We start from the raw sequence: 18484 nt of genomic DNA on the forward strand, positions 1-18484 counted from the left end.
TCCTTGCTAACACACGCCCACAAACGAATCCTAACTGGGCGTGTGTTAGTATTTCGAAACTATTTGCCCGTTATTGTTTTGATACCTGTTTCTGCTTTTATGTTACCAATATAAGTTAAATATGCAACACTCTCATTAGATTTAGCAGCAGAAACGATTCCATACAAATATAACTTTTTTGTGTTTTTAGAATCAGGCGCTCCAACTGGTGATCCGCTGTCTCCATTTACAACTTTTAGCCCAACCTTTTTCTGGTTTTTTAAATGACCGCCAAACGCATATACACTTTCATTTGTTCCTTGTACAAATCCACACATTTGAGTATCAGATTGACCTAATGATGTACACACTCCCATACCTTCCCAATCACTGATTTGTTCTCCAATAATTTGATATCCTGCTTCATCATATTTACTTCCAGATGAAGTTAAGATGTTGTGAGTAGTCAACCCAGATTTAACTTTAACCAAGGATACATCTACTGAGCTACCCCAGTGAAATATCTTTGTATGAACGGTACCGATTAAATTGTCTTTATCGTAGCTTTGGAAAACTTGCTGCCCCGTACTTTCGGCGCAGTGCCCTGCTGAAACTAAAAAGTAAGTAGAGCTATTTGAATCTTTTGCCGAGAAGCCATTTGTGCAAAAACCGCTTCCTGAAAAATTCATTTGAGCTGCTCCCGGAACGGGTCTAACCTTTATTTGCGCTCTATCTATCTTAGGCTCAATTTTTTCTGTTTGTTCAAACTTAATTAATGACTCCTCCAGATCCATTTTTCTAATTGATTTTTTGTTCAAACTTTTTTCTACACTATCTTTTGCTTCACTTTCATCTTCAGTATATCCTACGATTACAGACTGATCTTTAAAGCTAGAGGAGATGTTTACTATGTTTTCCTCTGATTTATCAATGCTTAACGAAATCTCTTCAACAACTTTATCTAAGTCTTCATTGGAATATTTCACTTCGTCATATTCAACCTCTACATCTTCCCCCAATATGTCTTCAACTTTATTCAACTCTTCTTTTTGAGCGATGGAATGGAAGCCAATATGAACTATTCCTCCGTTTTCTTGATCAACATATAGACCCGCATAGTTATCATCAAACTCTTTTTCTAAATACTTGATTAGGTCAGGTATGCGTTTCTGAGTCTCCATCCTATCCCAGAACTCATCTTCATTAAAAGGAGTAACATAACGCACTTAATTCTCCTTTTCTTTCCCTTCAGCAATGATTGCACTAGAAAGTGGCAAAATAGACATTGAACCAACCACCATTAAATTCAGCACAGCATATTTCAATTTCATAATATATGCCTCCATAGACATTTTTAAAAATACACCAAACATAACATATATTGGAAATCGCAACAACGCCTGCCCGTTTTAGCGCATAAGACCACCACTTCGATTAACCAGAACATACATCTTCAGCATAGCAAGCATATTAATTTTGTTTCTTGTGACGCTCAAACATAAATAGTTCCTACCCAAACACTTCATCCAACACTTGAGTATACCATTTTGGGCGCTTAAAGAGAGTAGTATGGTATTGCACAAACATAGGCTATTACGATTAGTAGAAATATATATACTGGCTATGTTAGTTTAAAACACTCTTCATAAAAATCAGAAGATTGCACGAAATACACTCTCATATATGGTTAAGGTGTACCTTATGATGAATTTGGCAGAGAAGGTCGTTCTCCTTACGATTCTGCCGAGGTAATAATTTCTGCCAGTATGTGCGATAGCCTAGGCGAAGACGACAGGATTAATACAATGGCACATGAATTCGGGCATTTACTTGGTTTAGTACATACATCTGATACGAGTGAAGATTCAATAATGGATAATCATGATGTTTTTGACTGGGACATTGATGCTCTATACCGACTAATATTGAAAGGGCGTGTAGTTAATGAAAAAATTAATCACAATGATTTCAACGGCAGCTTTAGTTGTTGGAGTAGGTTCAGCGCTCGCTTTTAAAGAAATCAAAGAAACATCACACGTTGACTCTCATAGCAATGCTTTGGCTAAAATTTATAAATCAACTGACGAGTTGGTTGAAAACTCGAACGTGATTATCAAAGCAAAATTACCGAATGAGTACAGAAAAGAACAAGTTTCTGAAATCGTATTTTATGTATATGAGGTTAAAGTAGATAAAGTATATAGCAACAAGACTGACCAAAAGATTTCAGAAGGTGATACTGTCGAAGTTTATCGTGTTATTGGTTTCGACACGGGCGGTGGTAAAGAAATGGCTGACATCGTAGCACCTAAATTTCAAGAATTAGAGCAGGGTGAATATCTCTTGTTCTTACATGGTAGTTACGATGAAGACCTTCAGAAGCATATCTTGATCCCAAATTCACCTCACCAACTCTATAAATCCGCCAGCTCAAAAGGTTTGAATTCGAAGAAACTGGTTGATAGTCAATTTGAAAGCATTTCGGAATCTGAAGCACTTCCTTCCATTAATGAAGACGATCTTCTTGACGCAATCAAGTAGTAGTTTCCCAAGGCACTTGTTTATCAGGTGCCTTTCTTATTTTAATAATAAACACATTTCTATCGCCCAATGATCCACTTCAATCTCTTGCGTAAAAATTGGCAGGTTTTCCGATGTTCCTGAGTATACTTTCTGTATGATGGTCAAGGCAGGTGAAACATGTGAAGCAAGCAGGAGCCATTCCTCAAACTGAGGTGCTCGAATCTTCAAGTAGTAATAATCGAATTCAAGTTGTATTCAATCGACCAGTAAGTGTTAAGCAGCTAAATACTTTACCTGAAATAGTTCGTACCACGTCGAGTTCAAATTTAACGACTGTTTTTGAAGAATTAGAAAGCCTGATTGGTTTACATGAAGCCAAGAAAACGATTTATGAAATTTATGCGCTCATCAAAATGAATAAAGCAAGGGAACGACACGGGCTTAAAATTGAGAAGCAAGTTTTCCATATGGTTTTTAAGGGAAATCCCGGTACTGGGAAAACAACAATTGCACGCCTTTTCGGAAAGATCTTTAAGGAAATGGGTGTTTTAACTAAGGGCCATCTAACCGAAGTGGAACGTGCAGATCTCGTTGGTGAATTTATTGGACACACGGCACAAAAAACCCGTGATCTTGTTAAGAAAGCCATGGGAGGAATACTGTTTATCGATGAGGCCTACTCATTAGCTCGTGGCGGTGAAAAAGATTTTGGAAAAGAGGCTGTAGACTGTCTTACCAAATGCCTTGAGGACTTTGGCAATGATTTCGTCTGTATAATTGCAGGGTACAATGATGAAATGGATACATTCCTTGACTTAAATCCGGGACTGCCTTCACGCTTTCCCGTCCACATCAACTTTGCTGATTATGAGGTGGATGAGTTGATGGATATTGCAAATGTAATGGCAAAGAACAAGGAGTATAGAATCTCTGCTGAAGCAAGTGAAAAACTGAGAAGAAGACTGCTTACAGTAACGAGCGATCCGTTTCATGTAAATTTCAGTAATGCACGATATGTGCGAAATAATATTGAAAAGGCAATACGTGTGCAAGCTGTTAGATTGCTCAAAATTCCTGACCCAACTCGTGATGATTTAATGAATCTGAAGTCCGAGGATTTTTCAATTTAGAAACAATAAAATCCCTCATTATTGAGGGATTTTACTTTTTCAATCTGAGCCTGTCCAAAGCGAAGCAGAGCACTACGATTCCAAGCAGAGATCCCGAAAGAAACGGGACCACTTGCTGCAAAGGATGGACAAAGGGCGAAATTCCTTTTACCAGGAATGCGTGAAAAAAGACCGTCACGATACCAAACAACCCCACCCCGAACCAGAACATCCATTTTTCCAAGACAGGTACTTGTCTCATAACGATCTGTCTGTTTTTCCGCGCACTTCGCGCAATGACATACAAAATGGCCAATCCGCCGAAAAGGGTACTGCCGTGCTGTAGCAGCTTGTAAACAGGCACCTTATAATGGGCGATTGAGATCGTTTGTTGCAAGAACAAGAAGTGGTCTACCATACGTCCACCATCATGGGTAAAGGCATCCCATGCGATATGGCTCAAACTGCCGAGTAACGCTGAGTATATAAACACAATTACCGCTCGCCACGCTGGCATTCTGCTACCAATGTCTGTGTAGCCCAGTCCTCGTTCAATCCACTCTGGCAAACGTGCAAGCAATGGCTTTTTGACCACGTACTGGTACAAAAACGCTAATAGGATCGCGATGGGCAAATCAACCAACCACAATCCGAGCATGGTGTGACTGTATACGCTGAATGGCTGCATCCGGAAGAAATACTCAAAATCGGGTGCCATACTGCCAAAAACGAGGGCAGAGAACGAAAACCACTTGCATTTTCGTAACGGCAGTACAATAGCCGGATGAGCAAAAGTAAAAGGCATGCGCTTACTCCCTTTTCGTCATTAGAGTGGCAATAGATTGGCAACTACCTGCTTGCCGCTTACTTGAATCCCTTTATCCTGTTTTCCGCAATGAGCCAGATCTTTGATGAGCTGCTCAATTAATCGCTTGGCTTCCTGACTTTCCTTTTTCTCCAATTTTACAATCAACTGGACGGCATCCCCGGTTGAAAGAATTCGTTCTGCCTGTCTTTTTTTCGTATCGTAATCATGGTCTTCGATGTAAGCACTTAAACGAATTTCTTTTACTTTTACGCCTTTTTCAGCTTTCCGGTTTTTAGCGTTTTCCTTAATGACCTGTTCCTTATAATTCGTTCGATTCACTAACTGACAAGGCGGCGGACTCGAAGCCAACGAAAGACATACCAGGTCCACTCCTTGTTCTTTTGCCATTTGAAGCGCTTCTTTTGTGGAGATGATTCCGAGATCTTCCCCGTTTACCCCTGTTAATTGTACGACTGCCGCTTTTATTTTTTCATTCAGGATCATCTTAATCTCACCTAACCTGTTCATTCGATTTTCAAAGACATCTTTACTTCTCCAAAGAATGCAGCGTATCCTTCCAAAACTCGTAAATGCAAATCATTTTCATGACGAAGACCAATCGTTTTTGTATAATAGGACAAGGCATGAACTTACGGACGTCATTCACAGAATATTCATTAGCAAACTAATTAATTGGGGGTACTTTGGTGGAGTTCAGTTATGCAACCGCATTAACCCATTCTGCATCGCATGTAATGAAAATGCATCGGCAAAATGTAGAATTTCTGATTCAAAAATACGACGTCTATCCGGGTCAACCCATTCTGTTGATGCGCTTGATTGAAAAAGATGGAATGATTCAAAGAGAATTGGCCCGAAAAATCGGAGTAAAGCCCGCTACGCTTACCGTCATGATTAATCGAATGGCCAAATCGGGACTTGTCGAGCGCAGAGCAGATGAACGGGACCAACGTATCTCCCGTGTTTATCTTACCGACAAAGGTCGGATGGCTACCAAGCATGTCAAAGAAGTATTACGCGTCATTGAGGAAAACTGCTTCATCGGATTCTCAGAGGAAGAAAAAGATGTTTTGCGGGGCTTGCTCGATCGTATGCACAGCAACCTCCAAGCTTTTTACTTGCAAAATACGCAACCGACTTCTGAGGTGTAAATAGCTTCTTTCCTGGAATAATAATGAGAAAGGTTTGACAACTTGCCGTGAATAATCTAGCAAAACAACTTGATTCCACGTCCCTAACCGGCAATAAATCACGCCGGCTGTGGATGGCAGCGATTCTAGGATCGCTTTCTGCTTTTGGTCCACTGTCCCTAGATATGTATTTACCTGCACTTCCTATGCTTGCCGATGATTTGCAGACGAGCACCTCCATGACCCAACTCAGTTTGACAGCATGCATGCTCGGCCTGTCCATTGGTCAATTGTTCGCGGGGCCGATCAGTGACGTACGTGGTCGAAGAATCCCTTTAATTATCGGGCTCATTTTGTATGCGGTCTCTTCCTTTTTGTGTGCGGTAGCTCCCTCTATTTATACGTTCGTCTTGCTTCGCTTCGTACAAGGTCTTGCTGGTTCTGCTGGAATTGTTATCGCTCGCGCTACGGTTCGCGATTTGTACTCTGGGACAGAGCTGACGAAGTTTTTCGCCCTCTTGATGCTCATTAACGGAATCGCTCCGATCGCGGCACCTATCGTAGGGGGACAAATCCTCCAATTTACTACCTGGCACGGCGTGTTTGTCGTACTGGGCCTGATTGGTGCTATCATGTTTCTCGTCGTGCTGCTTGCTCTTCCAGAAACATTGCCACAAGAGCGCCGCTCCAAGGCGGGAATCGGCAATACACTGACGACCTTTGGTACCTTGCTGAAGGATCGCGTTTTCATGGGGTACGCCATCGCGCAGGGCCTGGTGACAGCTGCCATGTTTGCGTACATCGCCGGTTCTCCCTTTGTTTTTCAAAAAATATTTGAAGTGTCTCCCCAAACGTTTAGTCTCATTTTCGCGATTAATGGTGTAGGCATTATTATTGCGAGTCAAATCACAGGTAAGCTTGCAGGTAAAGTGAAAGAAACTTCCTTGTTCATTGCTGGGATTATCATTGCGGGAGTCGGTGGAATCCTCCTTCTGACGATGATTCTCCTACAAGCTGGTCTTATTGCTGTGCTCGTTCCCCTTTTCTTTGTCGTATCCAGTGTAGGGATTGTGGGCGCAACTGGATTTTCTCTCGCCATGCAAAATCAAAGCAAGGCAGCAGGAAGCGCATCTGCTCTCCAGGGGCTACTCTCCTTCATTAGCGGCGGAATTGTCGCTCCACTTGTGGGAATCAGCGGCGAATATACCTCAGTACCAATGGGGATCATCATTGCTCTTTCTACGATCGGTGCCATTGTCTGCTACATTGTTATGGTTCGTCGGAATTCATCAGCGTCCTGATCAATTCCCCTATTGCAAACATACGTTCTGTGCATTACAATTACAGTATGGGCAAGAATAGTAAGTGGGTTTGACAAGTTGGTCATATGAAAACCAAGGGAGATGTTGACACATGGCATTGCGTTTGATTCCTTACATCGTTTTGAATGGTACTGCGGGTGAAGCGATTAGCTTTTATGAGGGTGCGCTAGGTGCTGAAGTGCTGTTCAAGCAAACCTTCGGTGAAATGCCGGAAAATCCGGAGTTCCCATTACCTGCAGAAGCCAAGAATCGTATCGGACATGCTACTATTCGCGTCGGCGAAACGGAATTGATGTTTTCCGATACCTTTCCAGGACAACCTCATCAACTTGGTGATCAAGTGACCATCTGCATCTCGACCGATGATAAAGAACAATCTCATAAGATTTTTGATGCCCTGCAAGAAGGCGGACAAGTGATTATGCCACTGCAAGAAACGTTCTTCAGCCCAGCATACGGCAATGTGAAGGACAAGTTCGGCATCACGTTCCAAATTTACACGAATAATCATTGCATGGAGTAATGTGAAAGCCCTGTTCGCTTCTATGGCGACAGGGCTTCTTTATTGCTTTTTGCGCTTAAGGTATTTCCATCAATCGCGCCAGATAATAAAAAAAACCAGGATCACATGTATCCTGGCTGTTGGTGTTGCATCGCTTACTGTTGGTTGTTCTCCTGAGACATAAGCGATACAGGGCGTTGCGGAGTGAAAGTGGAGATCGCATGCTTGTATACTAATTGTTGCTTGCCTTCGCTATCAATCACAATCGTGAAATTATCGAATGCTTTAATATACCCGCGCAATTGAAATCCGTTCACAAGGTAAATGGTAACCGCGATGTTTTCTTTCCGCAAATGATTCAAGAACGTATCTTGAATGTTGATCGTCTGTTTCATGTACACTACCCCCTAAAAGGACTTGTATGTTATATATTCGGCAATTGTTGAAACTTTCCTGCCAATATTCGCTTGATAGTTTCCACGTTATTCCTCTGTTCCGCCGGATCAGTCATGTCAAACCATTGAATTTCTGCCATGCGACGGAACCAAGACAGCTGGCGTTTGGCAAAATGCCGCGTTCGCTGCTGTATGTCGTTCACTGCCTTTTCTAGCGTGATTTCTCCATACAGATAAGGAATGAGCTCCTTGTACCCCAAGCCTTGCATAGAGACCAGCGACGCGTCGTAGCCAGCATCCAAGAGCCCCCTCACTTCCTCAACTAGTCCCGCTTCGATCATGAGTTCGACCCGGTGGTTGATTCGTTCATACAGCTTTGCGCGGTCCATCGTGAGGCCGATCATCACCAAATCATAAGGGGAATGCTGCGCCCGCAGTTGAAAGTCGGACATTTTGTACCCGCTGCTTTCATAAATCTCCAATGCGCGAATCACCCGCTTTACATCATTAGGATGCAAGCGTTCGGCTGTAATCGGATCGACATCGGCCAGTCTGGCGTGCAGTGCTTCCACGCCTTCGCTGTCAGCCAATCTTTGCAGACGATCACGGAACTCAGGGTCTTGAGAAGTAGTGGAAAACTGAAATCGATGGGTAACCGATTCTATGTACAGACCTGTCCCGCCGACGATAAACGGGAGTTTACCACGTTGGTTGATGTCAGTAATCAACGTTGCGGCACTTTCCTGAAACATCGCGACAGAGTATTCTTCGTCTGGATTTTTAATATCAATGAGGTGATGCGGTATACGCGCAAGCTCCTCTGGTTCTGCTTTTGCGGTGCCAATATCCATTCCACGGTATACTTGCATGGAATCTCCGGAAATGATCTCACCGTCAAACTGTTCGGCCAGCTCCAAACTTAGCTGGGTCTTGCCGACCGATGTTGGCCCAATAATCACGACTAGCTTTTCTCTCTGTTGCAAGGTCACTCCCCTCCACCTATCTCTTTGTAGCTGTACACGACCTGCTGGCCGCGGGAGCGAAACGGTGTAAAACCGAAGCGCTCGTACAACCTACCTTCTTTTCCTTCTTTCATTACCACACGTTTTCTCGCAACTCGCTGCGCTTCCAAAACAGCCTCCTCTGAAAGAGCATCTGGATTGGCGAGCTCCCGGACTCCGGCGATCCCCGACGAGCTTTGTACAGTTATCTCGAACATAGGATCGAAATAAACGACGTCGAAGGAACGTGCAGGCAGTCCTCTTAGTACTTCTAGATGGTTGCCACATCGCACCTCAATACGACGCATGGCTTGCTCCAGTTCTTCCGCATTGGATGACCAGTGCCGTAGTCCATCTTCTACCAAGATGGCTAACAATCGCTCAGATTCGATGCCAACGACTTTCCCCTTTGCGCCAGTCGCGTGAGAAAATACAATAGCGTCAGCACCCAAACCCAAGGTTGCGTCAAGCACTTCATCCCCTGGATGAATTTGGCAAGCAACAAGCATAGTATCAGTATCGCCGCGCATGAGCCGCTTTATACGAAAAGCAGATGTATTCGGATGAAAAAAGAATGGTTTTTTCCCCGGCACTTCCAGACGTGCTCCAAGAGCGGAAACCACCAATACTTCTTCTACCCCATATCGCTTGCGCATTTGACCCAATGAATAATCGCGTCGATTCACAACCTGTAGCCCCAATGTACTAGCCAATTCAGCTGCGTGACGCAAGGTTTCTTCACCAGGCTCAAGTCCTGTCGTAACAATCACGCCTTTGTTCCCTTCCTTACGTCTTCGCCCTTTTTGACAAGAACTGCTGTTCTAGAAAAACGACTAGACGGTTTTTACATAAACGGTAACGATCATATTATTGTAAGCAGGATTAATTTGCCGGTCAAATAGAATCTGAACCAAACTGCTTTCCTCTTTACTATGACAATCATACCATTTTTTATGAAAGCACGTCGGACTGTAGTATGATTTTCCAGTCCATCAATTTCACTCATGTAAAAAAGACCCGTGAAGTTCCGTGGGTCTTTTTTTGTTGCGAGCATTTCTACTCCTCTATGGTAAGGTTTGCCTGTCTGATCCAGTTCAGCCTGCGGTTATTTAACAAACCGAGATTGTAATACGTAATCGATTGAGCGCCTGCGTCCACCGCAGTTTTCACCCTCGCTGCCAGATCAAACGCTGACTGGATTTGGCTATGATGCAGGGAAAAAGCAGCCCCCAACGCAGCTTCTGGGGCGACAAGCTTCATCGCATGAAACGTATACGCCACCTCATTAACACTGTCTCCATAGGCGAGAGGGACGACACGATCGAGAGTAGCCGCAGCTTTTCGTAATGAAACCCCTTCCCAATAGGACTGATTCACATAAAACGGTGTCGAGGACGGAAAGCCATCCAATGCAGTCCCCTTACTCAGCGCGATTTCCTTCAGGCTCCTCCATAGCCCATCTACCACTTCCAGACGAGCTTGCTGATAGTGATACAATTCCGGGTATTCCAGCAGCAAAAAGGCGACTTCTCTCGTTTCTGCGGATACTTGCGAGATGGAATCCGCTTCCACTATCTGATTGACCAGCCTTGATACAAGCTGTTGGACGGCTCCTACATCGATTCGTTTCGCTTCGGCACGTTCCGTACATGCCCCGCAAAAACAGAACGAGAGTAACCATTGCAGTGATTCTCCTAACGGTAGGAGGCATACTTCATGATGCTCGCCATGCTTCATCGGCAAAAAGGCGGTCGCTTCGATCAAAATCCGATCTGGCTTGACTTGCTCTAACGTATCTGCAAATAGTGCCTTGGCGTAATGCTGAACCTCAGGCTGCGAAGGACATAACGCGTACGTGTATGTATCCCCCCAAATGTTTTGCACACAAAGATCTGGATGAGCCAAACCTAGCGTAGAATTGTGAAGGCCAACCCACCATGTATGAAACCCCATTCCTGCCTGCTCACAAGCTTCTTTCATTTTGGCAAGAACGCCTGCTTGTGCGATTTGCTCGTGTACGGTCGGGCGCAAACGATTATACTTCGACCATTCAGGCGTAAACGACACCCCTGAAAACGGCAGCCTGCGAAACGTTTTGCTTTGCGGGTGAAAAAATCTCCCCTGATGATAGCTGCTATTGACCACCGCTGTATTACATTTGGCACCTTGCAATGTTTGTATCACAGCTTCGATACCACTCTCGGCTATGTCCCACGGATAAATAAACATCCCGATTTGGCGTGATGAACTCATTTCGTTTCACCTCGTTTTTGCAAGTAATCATATGTCAGTGTTTGTCTAAAATCAATCTTGATTTTTAAATTTTCTGAATAACCCCACCCCAAAGAAACACCCCCAGGGAAGGGGGTGTCTGTTACATCACACGCTTAAACATTTTTTCTAAGTCATAACCAGTAAAATGAATCACAATCGGCCTGCCGTGTGGGCACGTATACGGACTGCTTGTCTTGCGCAGCTGGTTCAGCAAGCTTTCCATTTCAGCATGTGTCAGGAAGCGGTTCGCTTTAATCGAAGCTTTGCAGGACATCATGATGGCAGCTTTTTCGCGCATCAGCACGACATTGGCTTGGGCGTTTTCGCCCGTTTCCAGTACAAACTGAATGAGCTCCTCAATGACCTCCAGCTCAGCTCCTTCAGGGAACCAATGTGGATGAGCACGAACGATAAAGGTCCGTCCCCCAAACGCCTCGATCTCCAATCCAAACGATTGCAAAAGCGACAGTCGCTTCTCCAGCTTGCTTGCCTCTGCAGCCGTATACTCCACCGTATGTGGAAATAGCATGATCTGGCTGGAAATGCCCTCTTCTGCAAGCTTGTCCATGAAATACTCGTAAAAAATCCGCTCCTGCGCGGCATGTTGATCGATTAAATACATGCCTTCGTCATTTTGCGCGACGATGTAGGTGCCGTGTACTTGACCAACTGGGTACATAACGGGAACAGGCGAATCCGTCTCATGTTCATTGGTCGCTTCCAAGAGTGGCTGTGATTGATCGGTACCTGCTATGGCTGAATTGTCCTCGCTGCTGATTTCATTAGTTGAATGAGGAGCAAGGGATGGAGCCTGGGCAATGTCCAATTGTACCGGAATCTTAGTCTCATAAGGCTGGAAAGATTCTCTCGTGTCCGTTTGATCCAACATAGTTGCCTGCACGATTTCATGCGGGATAGCCTCTACTTTTGCAAACTCCAGCTTTTCATAGTTGGCTGCCGACTCCTTCACCGTGCCACTCTCAAAGGATGGTGCGATATGAGGCACTACATCCACTTGCTTACTGGTTGTTTCCTGCTTGCCCATCCATTCCTGGAGTCGGGGACTCGCTGCTAACAGTGGCGATTGTGGTGTTTCAGGCTTGCTGATTTGCAGGTCAAACTGCGGTTGTACGACCTGGGTGACGACCTTCGCTTTTGGTTGCGTAGCCATGGGTCTGACAATTCCTAAGCCTTGTCGCAATGTCTCTTTTACCGATTGTTCTATAGCACTGCACAATTCATCTTCTTTACTGAATCTCGCCTCAAGTTTGGCAGGATGTACGTTCACATCGACCAGTGACGGATCCATCTCGATCTGCAAAGCGACAATCGGATAACGGCCGATGGGTAACAATGTATGATAACCGCGCATAATCGCATTGTTGATCGAATAGCTGCGCACGTACCGACCGTTTACCAGTGTCGAAAGGTAAGAGCGATTCGCCCTTGTCACTTCCGTCTTCGAAAGAAAACCAGACCACTTATAGTCGAGGGTCTCCCCTGCAATTGGTAGCAACAGCTTCGCTACTTGCACACCGTAGATAGCCGCCATGACGTGCAGCAGCTTTCCATCGCCAGACGTTTGCAAGAGTGTCTTACCGTTATGAGTCAGCAGGAAGGAGATCGACGGATGCGTGAGTGCAAGCCGATTCACATAATCGGAAATATGTCCGACTTCCGTAGCGATCGACTTCATGTATTTCAAGCGCGCAGGTGTGTTAAAAAACAAGCTACGTACACATACTTCCGTCCCTTTTACAGCGGCTTTATCGGAAATCGTTCCGAGCTGCCCACCTTCAATCAAGAGATGAGTACCTACCTCACTACTGGACGTACTGCTCGTCAGCTCCATGCGCGAGACTGCAGCAATACTCGGCAGGGCCTCGCCACGAAAGCCCAGCGTACGAATGCGGAACAAATCACGAGCGTTGCTGATTTTACTGGTGGCATGGCGCTCAAAAGCCAGCTGGCAATCTTCCCGATCCATCCCTTTCCCATTGTCAACGATCCGAATCATCTCCAGACCGCCTTCCTCTACGTGAATCTCGATTGTCGTTGCACTGGCATCAATTGCATTTTCGACTAGCTCTTTGACAACCGAAGCCGGTCTTTCCACTACTTCCCCTGCAGCAATCATATTGGCGAGATGCTCATCTAAAACTTGAATGGTTCCCATGAGTGCCTCCCCTCCGGACGAACCCTATCGCTTTTTCAATTGCTGTTTCCATGCATATAGCTTCATCATGGCGTCCATTGGCGTCGTTGAATTCAAATCCAGCTCGCGCAGTTCAGCCATAATCGCTTCTTCCTCCGCTGACGTAAACTGCATCGGTTCTTCACGCACCGCAGCAACTGGTGCCGTCCATAGCGTTTCGAGCGACATTTGCACGTCACTCGCTGCATTTCCATTCCCTGCATTTCCATTCGCTTCAAGCCCAGTTAAGATACTGCGCGCCCGTTCAATGACCCAGGTCGGCATTTCAGCCAATTCAGCCACATGGATTCCATAACTTTTATCTGCTCGACCTTCTTCAATTTTGTGAAGGAACAAGAGCTTTCCTTCCCGTTCTTCGCATCGAGCGTTGACATTCACGACACCACTCAACGTCTCTGCTAAACCGGTCAACTCATGGTAGTGCGTCGAGAAGAGTGTTTTGGCACCGATTTTTTGGCAAATGTACTCAATGACTGCTTGTGCAAGCGCCATTCCATCGTACGTCGAAGTCCCGCGGCCAATTTCATCAAGCAGGATCAAGCTCCTCGCTGTCGCTTTTTGCAGGGCGTGTCTGGTCTCCAGCATTTCCACCATAAACGTACTGTGACCACCTACCAAATCGTCGGCTGCCCCGATTCGAGTAAAGATCTGATCAACGATCGCCAGCTTGGCCTGTTTAGCCGGAACGAAGCAACCGATCTGCGCCATCACCGTAATCAAGGCGATCTGTCGCATGTACGTACTCTTACCTGCCATATTTGGACCCGTAATGAGCAAAACTTGGCGATTCGTCTGATCCATCTCCACGTCATTTGCCACGTATTTTTCGCGCTCCAGAACGGCTTCCACTACTGGATGACGCCCTTCTGTAATGACGTAATCGCCGCTTTCCACAAGCTCAGGACGTATAAAACCGCGCTCGTCACTTACCGTAGCAAATGCCTGAAGAACATCCACAGATGCGATGCGCTCAGCGAGATTCTGCAGTCTTGGTATATGCTTCGCGACCTCACTTCTTACCGTCACGAACAGTTGATATTCCAACTCAATCATCTTTTCTTCCGCTTCAAGAATGAGCGCTTCGCGTTCCTTCAACTCTGGTGTGATGTACCGCTCTGCATTAGCCAAAGTTTGCTTGCGCTCATACCGCCCCGCCGGAACGTTGGCGATATTAGACTTCGATATTTCGATGTAATAGCCGAACACCTTATTGAAGCCTACTTTGAGTGAACGAATCCCTGTCGCTTCTCGTTCTCCCTGCTCCAGTTGGGCAATCCACGTCTTCCCTTCACGACTTGCCGTATGGAGCTTGTCCAGGTATTCATCGTATCCCGTCCGAATCATTCCGCCTTCACGAACCGATATCGGGGGATCATCCACAAGCGCATGAGCCAAATAGTTGACGATATCCGTACACTCATCCATCCCTTGCGCAAGCTCCATCAATACCGGCGTATTCGTTTGGATCATATACTGCTTCAGCTCTGGAACAGCTTCCAAAGACATCCGTAGCTGTATGAGATCTCGTGCATTCGCATTCCCGTAGGAAATACGACCCGCCAGACGCTCCAAATCATAGACACGATCCAAGCAAGTCCGCAAATCGGAGCGAAGCAGCATGTCACCCTTCAAGGCTTCCACAGCGCTCAAACGTGCCTCCAACTGATCGCGACTGAGCAATGGGCGCTCAATCCATCTGCGCAAAAGACGACCACCCATTGCGGTTTGAGTCCGATCTAACAGCCACAACAGAGAGCCTTTTTTCGTCTTATCGCGAATGGTCTCTGTCAATTCCAAATTGCGTCTGGAAAAGCCGTCCATTTGCAGATACTGCTTTGCATCGTACTGTTTTAACAGGCGCATATGGGCAAGACTGCGTTTTTGCGTCGTCCCTATGTAGAACAAGAGAGTATTGACCGCCGCTCGCATGGACATATCCAGCCCTTTTGCCTGCTCCGCATATTGACTATCCACCGCAAATGCGTCCAATTGGTTTGCATCCACGACTGTAGATGGCAATGCTGTCTTCGGCAAAATAGCGAGGCCAAAAAAAACGAGCTCCTTGGGGCGATATTGCAAGGCTTCATCCAGAAAAGCCTCTGCTTGTCCCACCAAAGAGGTAACGTACATCTCGCCTGTACTCATATCACACGCAGCAACACCCGTTCGCCCTTCTACTTGGGCCAACGCTGCCATATAATTGTTTTCCTTATCCGTCAGCCATTTGCCTTCCATCATCGTTCCAGGAGTAATGACGCGTGTAACTTCCCGGCGAACGACCCCTTTGGCTTCTTTTGGATCTTCGACTTGCTCACAAACGGCTACTTTATGTCCTTTTTTCAGTAGCTCTGCAATATAGCCATCTGCCGCATGATGTGGAACTCCACACATTGGTATGCGCTCAGAACCACCACCCTCACGTCCCGTCAGTGTAATTTCCAGCTCACGGGACGCAAGAATGGCGTCATCAAAAAACAGTTCATAAAAATCGCCTAAGCGAAAAAATAAGAAAGTATCCGGATAATCTTTTTTGATAGCCAGATACTGTTGAATCATCGGGGTATATTGAGCCATGATTTTCTTCTCCTAGCCTACGAATTCTCGTCGCTATTATATCATGATTGTACGGTAATGTTGACCCTGCATCCAATGGTAGATCTGTTTATGCTAGCTTCCATGTCTTGCGAAGGTCTTCATCCGTTCTCCACGATTGGCTTTCGATTAAAAAAGAAAAGTATCGATCTAAATGAATTCGTGACAGTGTATAGCCTGGTAGCTCCTTTAATTCTTGCCAGACTTGGGCAACGTACGGCAGGAGCTTTTCTTTTTCGCCCTGGTAGTACGCTTTGATGAGCGGGAGCTTTAGATGAGGCGTCGCTTGTAGCTTCTCGTGATTGGTTGCAACCAAATGGGCCAAATGAAGAATACCTCGAGTGACAAGGGGATCAACGAGCCAACTGGGGAGTGTACGATATTCGAATCCATATTCCTTCTCCCTTACATCCCCCAAAAATCCATATCGCTCTCTGCGGCTCATACAGCCTGCATCCTCAATCAGAACAAGGGGAAGAGCCAAGTACGCATCCAATTTTCGCCGAAGAGAAAAAGTAGGGGTAAGCCCGCCAAAATGAATATGCCCGCCGATTGGATAACCTTGAAACGGCATTCCGCCAGCGAGCCATTCGATAGACGAATTCCCTATTTTCTTGTATGCGAGTGCCAGATTATCGTAGATATGCATAAATAATTGATCAGGGTCCTCTGAGGGCGCAGGTCTCAATTCTGCAACCGGGTGCTGATGGAGACCTAATTCTTCCCGATAGCGTGTCGTATCACATCCAACCGTGCCATTAATACTCAGGAAGTCAGAAGCAAGTGCCATCTCTCCTGTGGGCTTGCGTAAAGCAAACTCGGGATCAGCCCCCATGCTTTGCAGCTTTTGCAGCTGTTTGCGCATCCGACCTTCCCACCAATCTCGAGCCCGCTGCATATATTCGTCAGCATCCTTGGCTGGCCAATTTGGTTCCACCTCGATGACCTTAAGCCGATGGGGAGAAGCCGCCATGATCGTCACTTGACCCGCATCGGCTCCAGCGGCATACAAACTGCGCGCAGCCAGCCCTTGCACCACCTGTACCTCCGTTTCGGTGGAAGGCAGGGAAACGGATTGCCACTCAGGTTCCTGCATCCGGTGCAGCAGCCATTGTGATTGCTCCTCGCTCCTGGCGATATCCAATACATGGTCTTGGTAAAGGCAGATCCTATATGTCCGCCAGCCCGGTCGCGCTGCTTTTCCTGTCGTTACAGGTATTCTCCCTTGCCGGAGCAACCAGCGCCCGATTTCTGGACGATGCAAATACGCTACGACTTCTTTAGCGTTAGCCGTCATCGGTTGTGTTACTGGCGTTTCCTGCTTGTTAGCTCGCTGACTCGCCTTTGTGCGTAGAATCATGCCTTCCACACTCCCCCGCTATTCTCTCGTTATCTTATGACTGCGCCCAGAAAAAAGTGTGGATGGTACGCATCCGAAAAAAAGAAAAAAGAGGAGATAATTTCTCCTCTTTAGTCGAGCTCGTCGAGTAGCGTAGCGGAATCAAAGTCATCAAACTCGTCACTGTTATCTTCAAAGTCGTCAACCAGATGGAACTCTTTGTCATCACAACTATTGCAGACAACAACGCACACCTTTGTTTCTCCAATGACCTCTACTGCATATTCACTTTCAACTCTGACTGTGATTGTGCCACCACCACTTAACTCCGCTTTTATGCACTTCGGTTGCTCCACGGCGCGTGCAACGATTTCCAGATCGCCTCTGCAGTTCTTGTCGAAGAACGTAAGCGGTACGAGTACGGAGAACTTAACAGTTTCCCGCTTGACTTCGGTTTGCGTGTTATTAGCAAACGAAAACCACAGGTTGACGTCATACATACCAGATACTTCAACGGCATCTCCGACTTTCTCTGCTTGGAAGTTCGTGTTTATAATCCAGCATCCGAGGATCGTCGAAGGAGTTTGCGACGGTATGATGGTGTGGGTTGTAGTAGAAAATTTATGGCCTTTGCCGCAGACTGCTTTCGCGATAAGTTCCCGGCACTGTAGATCTTTGTCTATACCCGACATTTCGTTACCTCCTCCATACAACGTTTCTGTACATTTGTATGCAGGGCATTCGACTAGCGTGCAAACAACCACCTTATATTTGGGAAAGTTGTTGGGTACTCATCAATACAGCGCCGGGAAGGCTTTCTATCAAGAATTAGGAGCAGCAGCCGCCAGATTTTTTCTTTTCAGGCCCGCCACCCGTCTCTCCAGTCAATGGGTTTCCGCCTGTATCCAAAATAATACGCTCCGAGACGGTGTTCGTGATCACGTTTGTGACCATTTGCAAAAGATCGTTCACATCGACCTGCGATTGCTTGAATTCCGTAACAATTGGAATGGAATCCAGCTCCTCATGCAATTGGTTGTACTCGCCTTCCACTTTTTTCACCAGTTCCGGCTTGTTGATGGATTCAAACATCACCATTTGCTTTTGCTTCTGCTTCAAGGTATCAATCAAATCTTGCACACGTTCATTGTGCTTGATTTGCAATTCGGCACGTTTGAAGAAATCGACTTCATTCGTACGCGTGATCATAGCTGCAAGTTCGCGAGCTTTATCAAGAATTTCTTTCTGGGTATACACGTTTGTTTGTTCCATAA

17 protein-coding genes are annotated in these 18484 nt (G+C 45.9%); 5 read left to right on the forward strand and 12 right to left on the reverse strand.

Annotated elements, in window-relative coordinates:
• Window positions 1–59: 59 nt before the first annotated feature.
• Window positions 60–1205 carry a chymotrypsin family serine protease gene (locus HPY27_RS01795; RefSeq protein WP_174224270.1) on the reverse strand — a complete coding sequence of 382 codons (1146 nt, stop codon included), beginning with the start codon at window positions 1203–1205 and terminating at the stop codon, window positions 60–62.
• Between the two features lie 718 nt (window positions 1206–1923).
• Here HPY27_RS01795 and HPY27_RS01800 point away from each other — a divergent pair.
• Together HPY27_RS01800 and HPY27_RS01805 are read left to right on the forward strand one after the other, a co-directional pair.
• Entirely contained in the window at window positions 1924–2520 is a 597-nt protein-coding gene (locus tag HPY27_RS01800; protein ID WP_017249229.1) for a hypothetical protein, read from the forward strand.
• Between the two features lie 161 nt (window positions 2521–2681).
• Complete coding sequence (locus HPY27_RS01805; protein WP_069844681.1) at window positions 2682–3632, forward strand: AAA family ATPase; 951 nt, start codon at window positions 2682–2684, stop codon at window positions 3630–3632.
• A 31-nt stretch (window positions 3633–3663) separates the two neighbouring features.
• Here HPY27_RS01805 and HPY27_RS01810 read toward each other — a convergent pair whose 3' ends face one another.
• Both HPY27_RS01810 and infC read right to left on the reverse strand, forming a co-directional pair.
• Complete coding sequence (locus tag HPY27_RS01810) at window positions 3664–4416, reverse strand: DUF4184 family protein (RefSeq protein ID WP_173621980.1); 753 nt, start codon at window positions 4414–4416, stop codon at window positions 3664–3666.
• Between the two features lie 21 nt (window positions 4417–4437).
• Window positions 4438–4923: a translation initiation factor IF-3 gene (gene infC / locus HPY27_RS01815; protein WP_017249232.1), complete on the reverse strand. Its 486-nt coding sequence runs from the start codon at window positions 4921–4923 to the stop codon at window positions 4438–4440.
• A 200-nt stretch (window positions 4924–5123) separates the two neighbouring features.
• On the opposite strand from infC, the gene HPY27_RS01820 reads away from it, so the two are divergent.
• The 3 genes from HPY27_RS01820 (at window position 5124) to HPY27_RS01830 (ending at window position 7415) form a co-directional block, all read left to right on the forward strand.
• Window positions 5124–5591, forward strand: coding sequence for a MarR family winged helix-turn-helix transcriptional regulator (locus HPY27_RS01820; protein ID WP_017249233.1), 468 nt, complete (start codon window positions 5124–5126; stop codon window positions 5589–5591).
• Between the two features lie 47 nt (window positions 5592–5638).
• Window positions 5639–6871, forward strand: coding sequence for a multidrug effflux MFS transporter (locus HPY27_RS01825; protein ID WP_174224271.1), 1233 nt, complete (start codon window positions 5639–5641; stop codon window positions 6869–6871).
• A 112-nt stretch (window positions 6872–6983) separates the two neighbouring features.
• Window positions 6984–7415 (forward strand): VOC family protein, encoded by a 432-nt coding sequence (locus tag HPY27_RS01830; RefSeq protein ID WP_069844678.1) that lies wholly within the window; start codon window positions 6984–6986, stop codon window positions 7413–7415.
• Between the two features lie 134 nt (window positions 7416–7549).
• Here HPY27_RS01830 and hfq read toward each other — a convergent pair whose 3' ends face one another.
• The 9 genes from hfq to HPY27_RS01875 form a co-directional block, all read right to left on the reverse strand.
• Window positions 7550–7789: an RNA chaperone Hfq gene (hfq, locus tag HPY27_RS01835; protein WP_007719110.1), complete on the reverse strand. Its 240-nt coding sequence runs from the start codon at window positions 7787–7789 to the stop codon at window positions 7550–7552.
• 29 nt (window positions 7790–7818) lie between these two features.
• Window positions 7819–8778 carry a tRNA (adenosine(37)-N6)-dimethylallyltransferase MiaA gene (gene miaA, locus HPY27_RS01840; RefSeq protein ID WP_017249236.1) on the reverse strand — a complete coding sequence of 320 codons (960 nt, stop codon included), beginning with the start codon at window positions 8776–8778 and terminating at the stop codon, window positions 7819–7821.
• Window positions 8775–9560, reverse strand: a complete 786-nt coding sequence (locus HPY27_RS01845; RefSeq protein ID WP_173621982.1) for a class I SAM-dependent methyltransferase — start codon at window positions 9558–9560, stop codon at window positions 8775–8777. Before HPY27_RS01845 ends, miaA begins: the two co-directional genes overlap by 4 nt.
• A gap of 286 nt (window positions 9561–9846) precedes the next feature.
• On the reverse strand, window positions 9847–11043 hold the full coding sequence (locus HPY27_RS01850; RefSeq protein ID WP_174224272.1) for an alpha-amylase family protein: 1197 nt from the start codon (window positions 11041–11043) through the stop codon (window positions 9847–9849).
• A gap of 121 nt (window positions 11044–11164) precedes the next feature.
• On the reverse strand, window positions 11165–13240 hold the full coding sequence (gene mutL / locus HPY27_RS01855) for a DNA mismatch repair endonuclease MutL (RefSeq protein WP_174224273.1): 2076 nt from the start codon (window positions 13238–13240) through the stop codon (window positions 11165–11167).
• Between the two features lie 24 nt (window positions 13241–13264).
• Window positions 13265–15853 (reverse strand): DNA mismatch repair protein MutS, encoded by a 2589-nt coding sequence (gene mutS / locus HPY27_RS01860; protein WP_174224274.1) that lies wholly within the window; start codon window positions 15851–15853, stop codon window positions 13265–13267.
• Window positions 15854–15941: 88 nt separating this feature from the next.
• Window positions 15942–17231 carry a putative amidoligase domain-containing protein gene (locus tag HPY27_RS01865; protein ID WP_174224275.1) on the reverse strand — a complete coding sequence of 430 codons (1290 nt, stop codon included), beginning with the start codon at window positions 17229–17231 and terminating at the stop codon, window positions 15942–15944.
• A 110-nt stretch (window positions 17232–17341) separates the two neighbouring features.
• On the reverse strand, window positions 17342–17902 hold the full coding sequence (gene cotE / locus HPY27_RS01870; protein ID WP_017249244.1) for an outer spore coat protein CotE: 561 nt from the start codon (window positions 17900–17902) through the stop codon (window positions 17342–17344).
• Between the two features lie 136 nt (window positions 17903–18038).
• On the reverse strand, window positions 18039–18482 hold the full coding sequence (locus HPY27_RS01875) for a YlbF/YmcA family competence regulator (protein ID WP_017249245.1): 444 nt from the start codon (window positions 18480–18482) through the stop codon (window positions 18039–18041).
• Window positions 18483–18484 lie beyond the last annotated feature (2 nt).

It is taken from the genome of Brevibacillus sp. HB1.1, from assembly GCF_013332445.1.
Taxonomy (GTDB): Bacteria; Bacillota; Bacilli; order Brevibacillales; family Brevibacillaceae; genus Brevibacillus; species Brevibacillus porteri.

Coding starts and splice junctions, on each gene's coding strand:
- HPY27_RS01875 (WP_017249245.1), bottom strand. CDS start 18,482: ATGGAACAAACAAACGTGTATACCCAGAAAGAAATTCTTGATAAAGCT.
- mutS (WP_174224274.1), bottom strand. CDS start 15,853: ATGGCTCAATATACCCCGATGATTCAACAGTATCTGGCTATCAAAAAA.
- mutL (WP_174224273.1), bottom strand. CDS start 13,240: ATGGGAACCATTCAAGTTTTAGATGAGCATCTCGCCAATATGATTGCT.
- infC (WP_017249232.1), bottom strand. CDS start 4,923: ATGATCCTGAATGAAAAAATAAAAGCGGCAGTCGTACAATTAACAGGG.
- HPY27_RS01865 (WP_174224275.1), bottom strand. CDS start 17,231: ATGATTCTACGCACAAAGGCGAGTCAGCGAGCTAACAAGCAGGAAACG.
- HPY27_RS01850 (WP_174224272.1), bottom strand. CDS start 11,043: ATGAGTTCATCACGCCAAATCGGGATGTTTATTTATCCGTGGGACATA.
- HPY27_RS01830 (WP_069844678.1), top strand. CDS start 6,984: ATGGCATTGCGTTTGATTCCTTACATCGTTTTGAATGGTACTGCGGGT.
- HPY27_RS01810 (WP_173621980.1), bottom strand. CDS start 4,416: ATGCCTTTTACTTTTGCTCATCCGGCTATTGTACTGCCGTTACGAAAA.
- HPY27_RS01800 (WP_017249229.1), top strand. CDS start 1,924: ATGAAAAAATTAATCACAATGATTTCAACGGCAGCTTTAGTTGTTGGA.
- cotE (WP_017249244.1), bottom strand. CDS start 17,902: ATGTCGGGTATAGACAAAGATCTACAGTGCCGGGAACTTATCGCGAAA.
- hfq (WP_007719110.1), bottom strand. CDS start 7,789: ATGAAACAGACGATCAACATTCAAGATACGTTCTTGAATCATTTGCGG.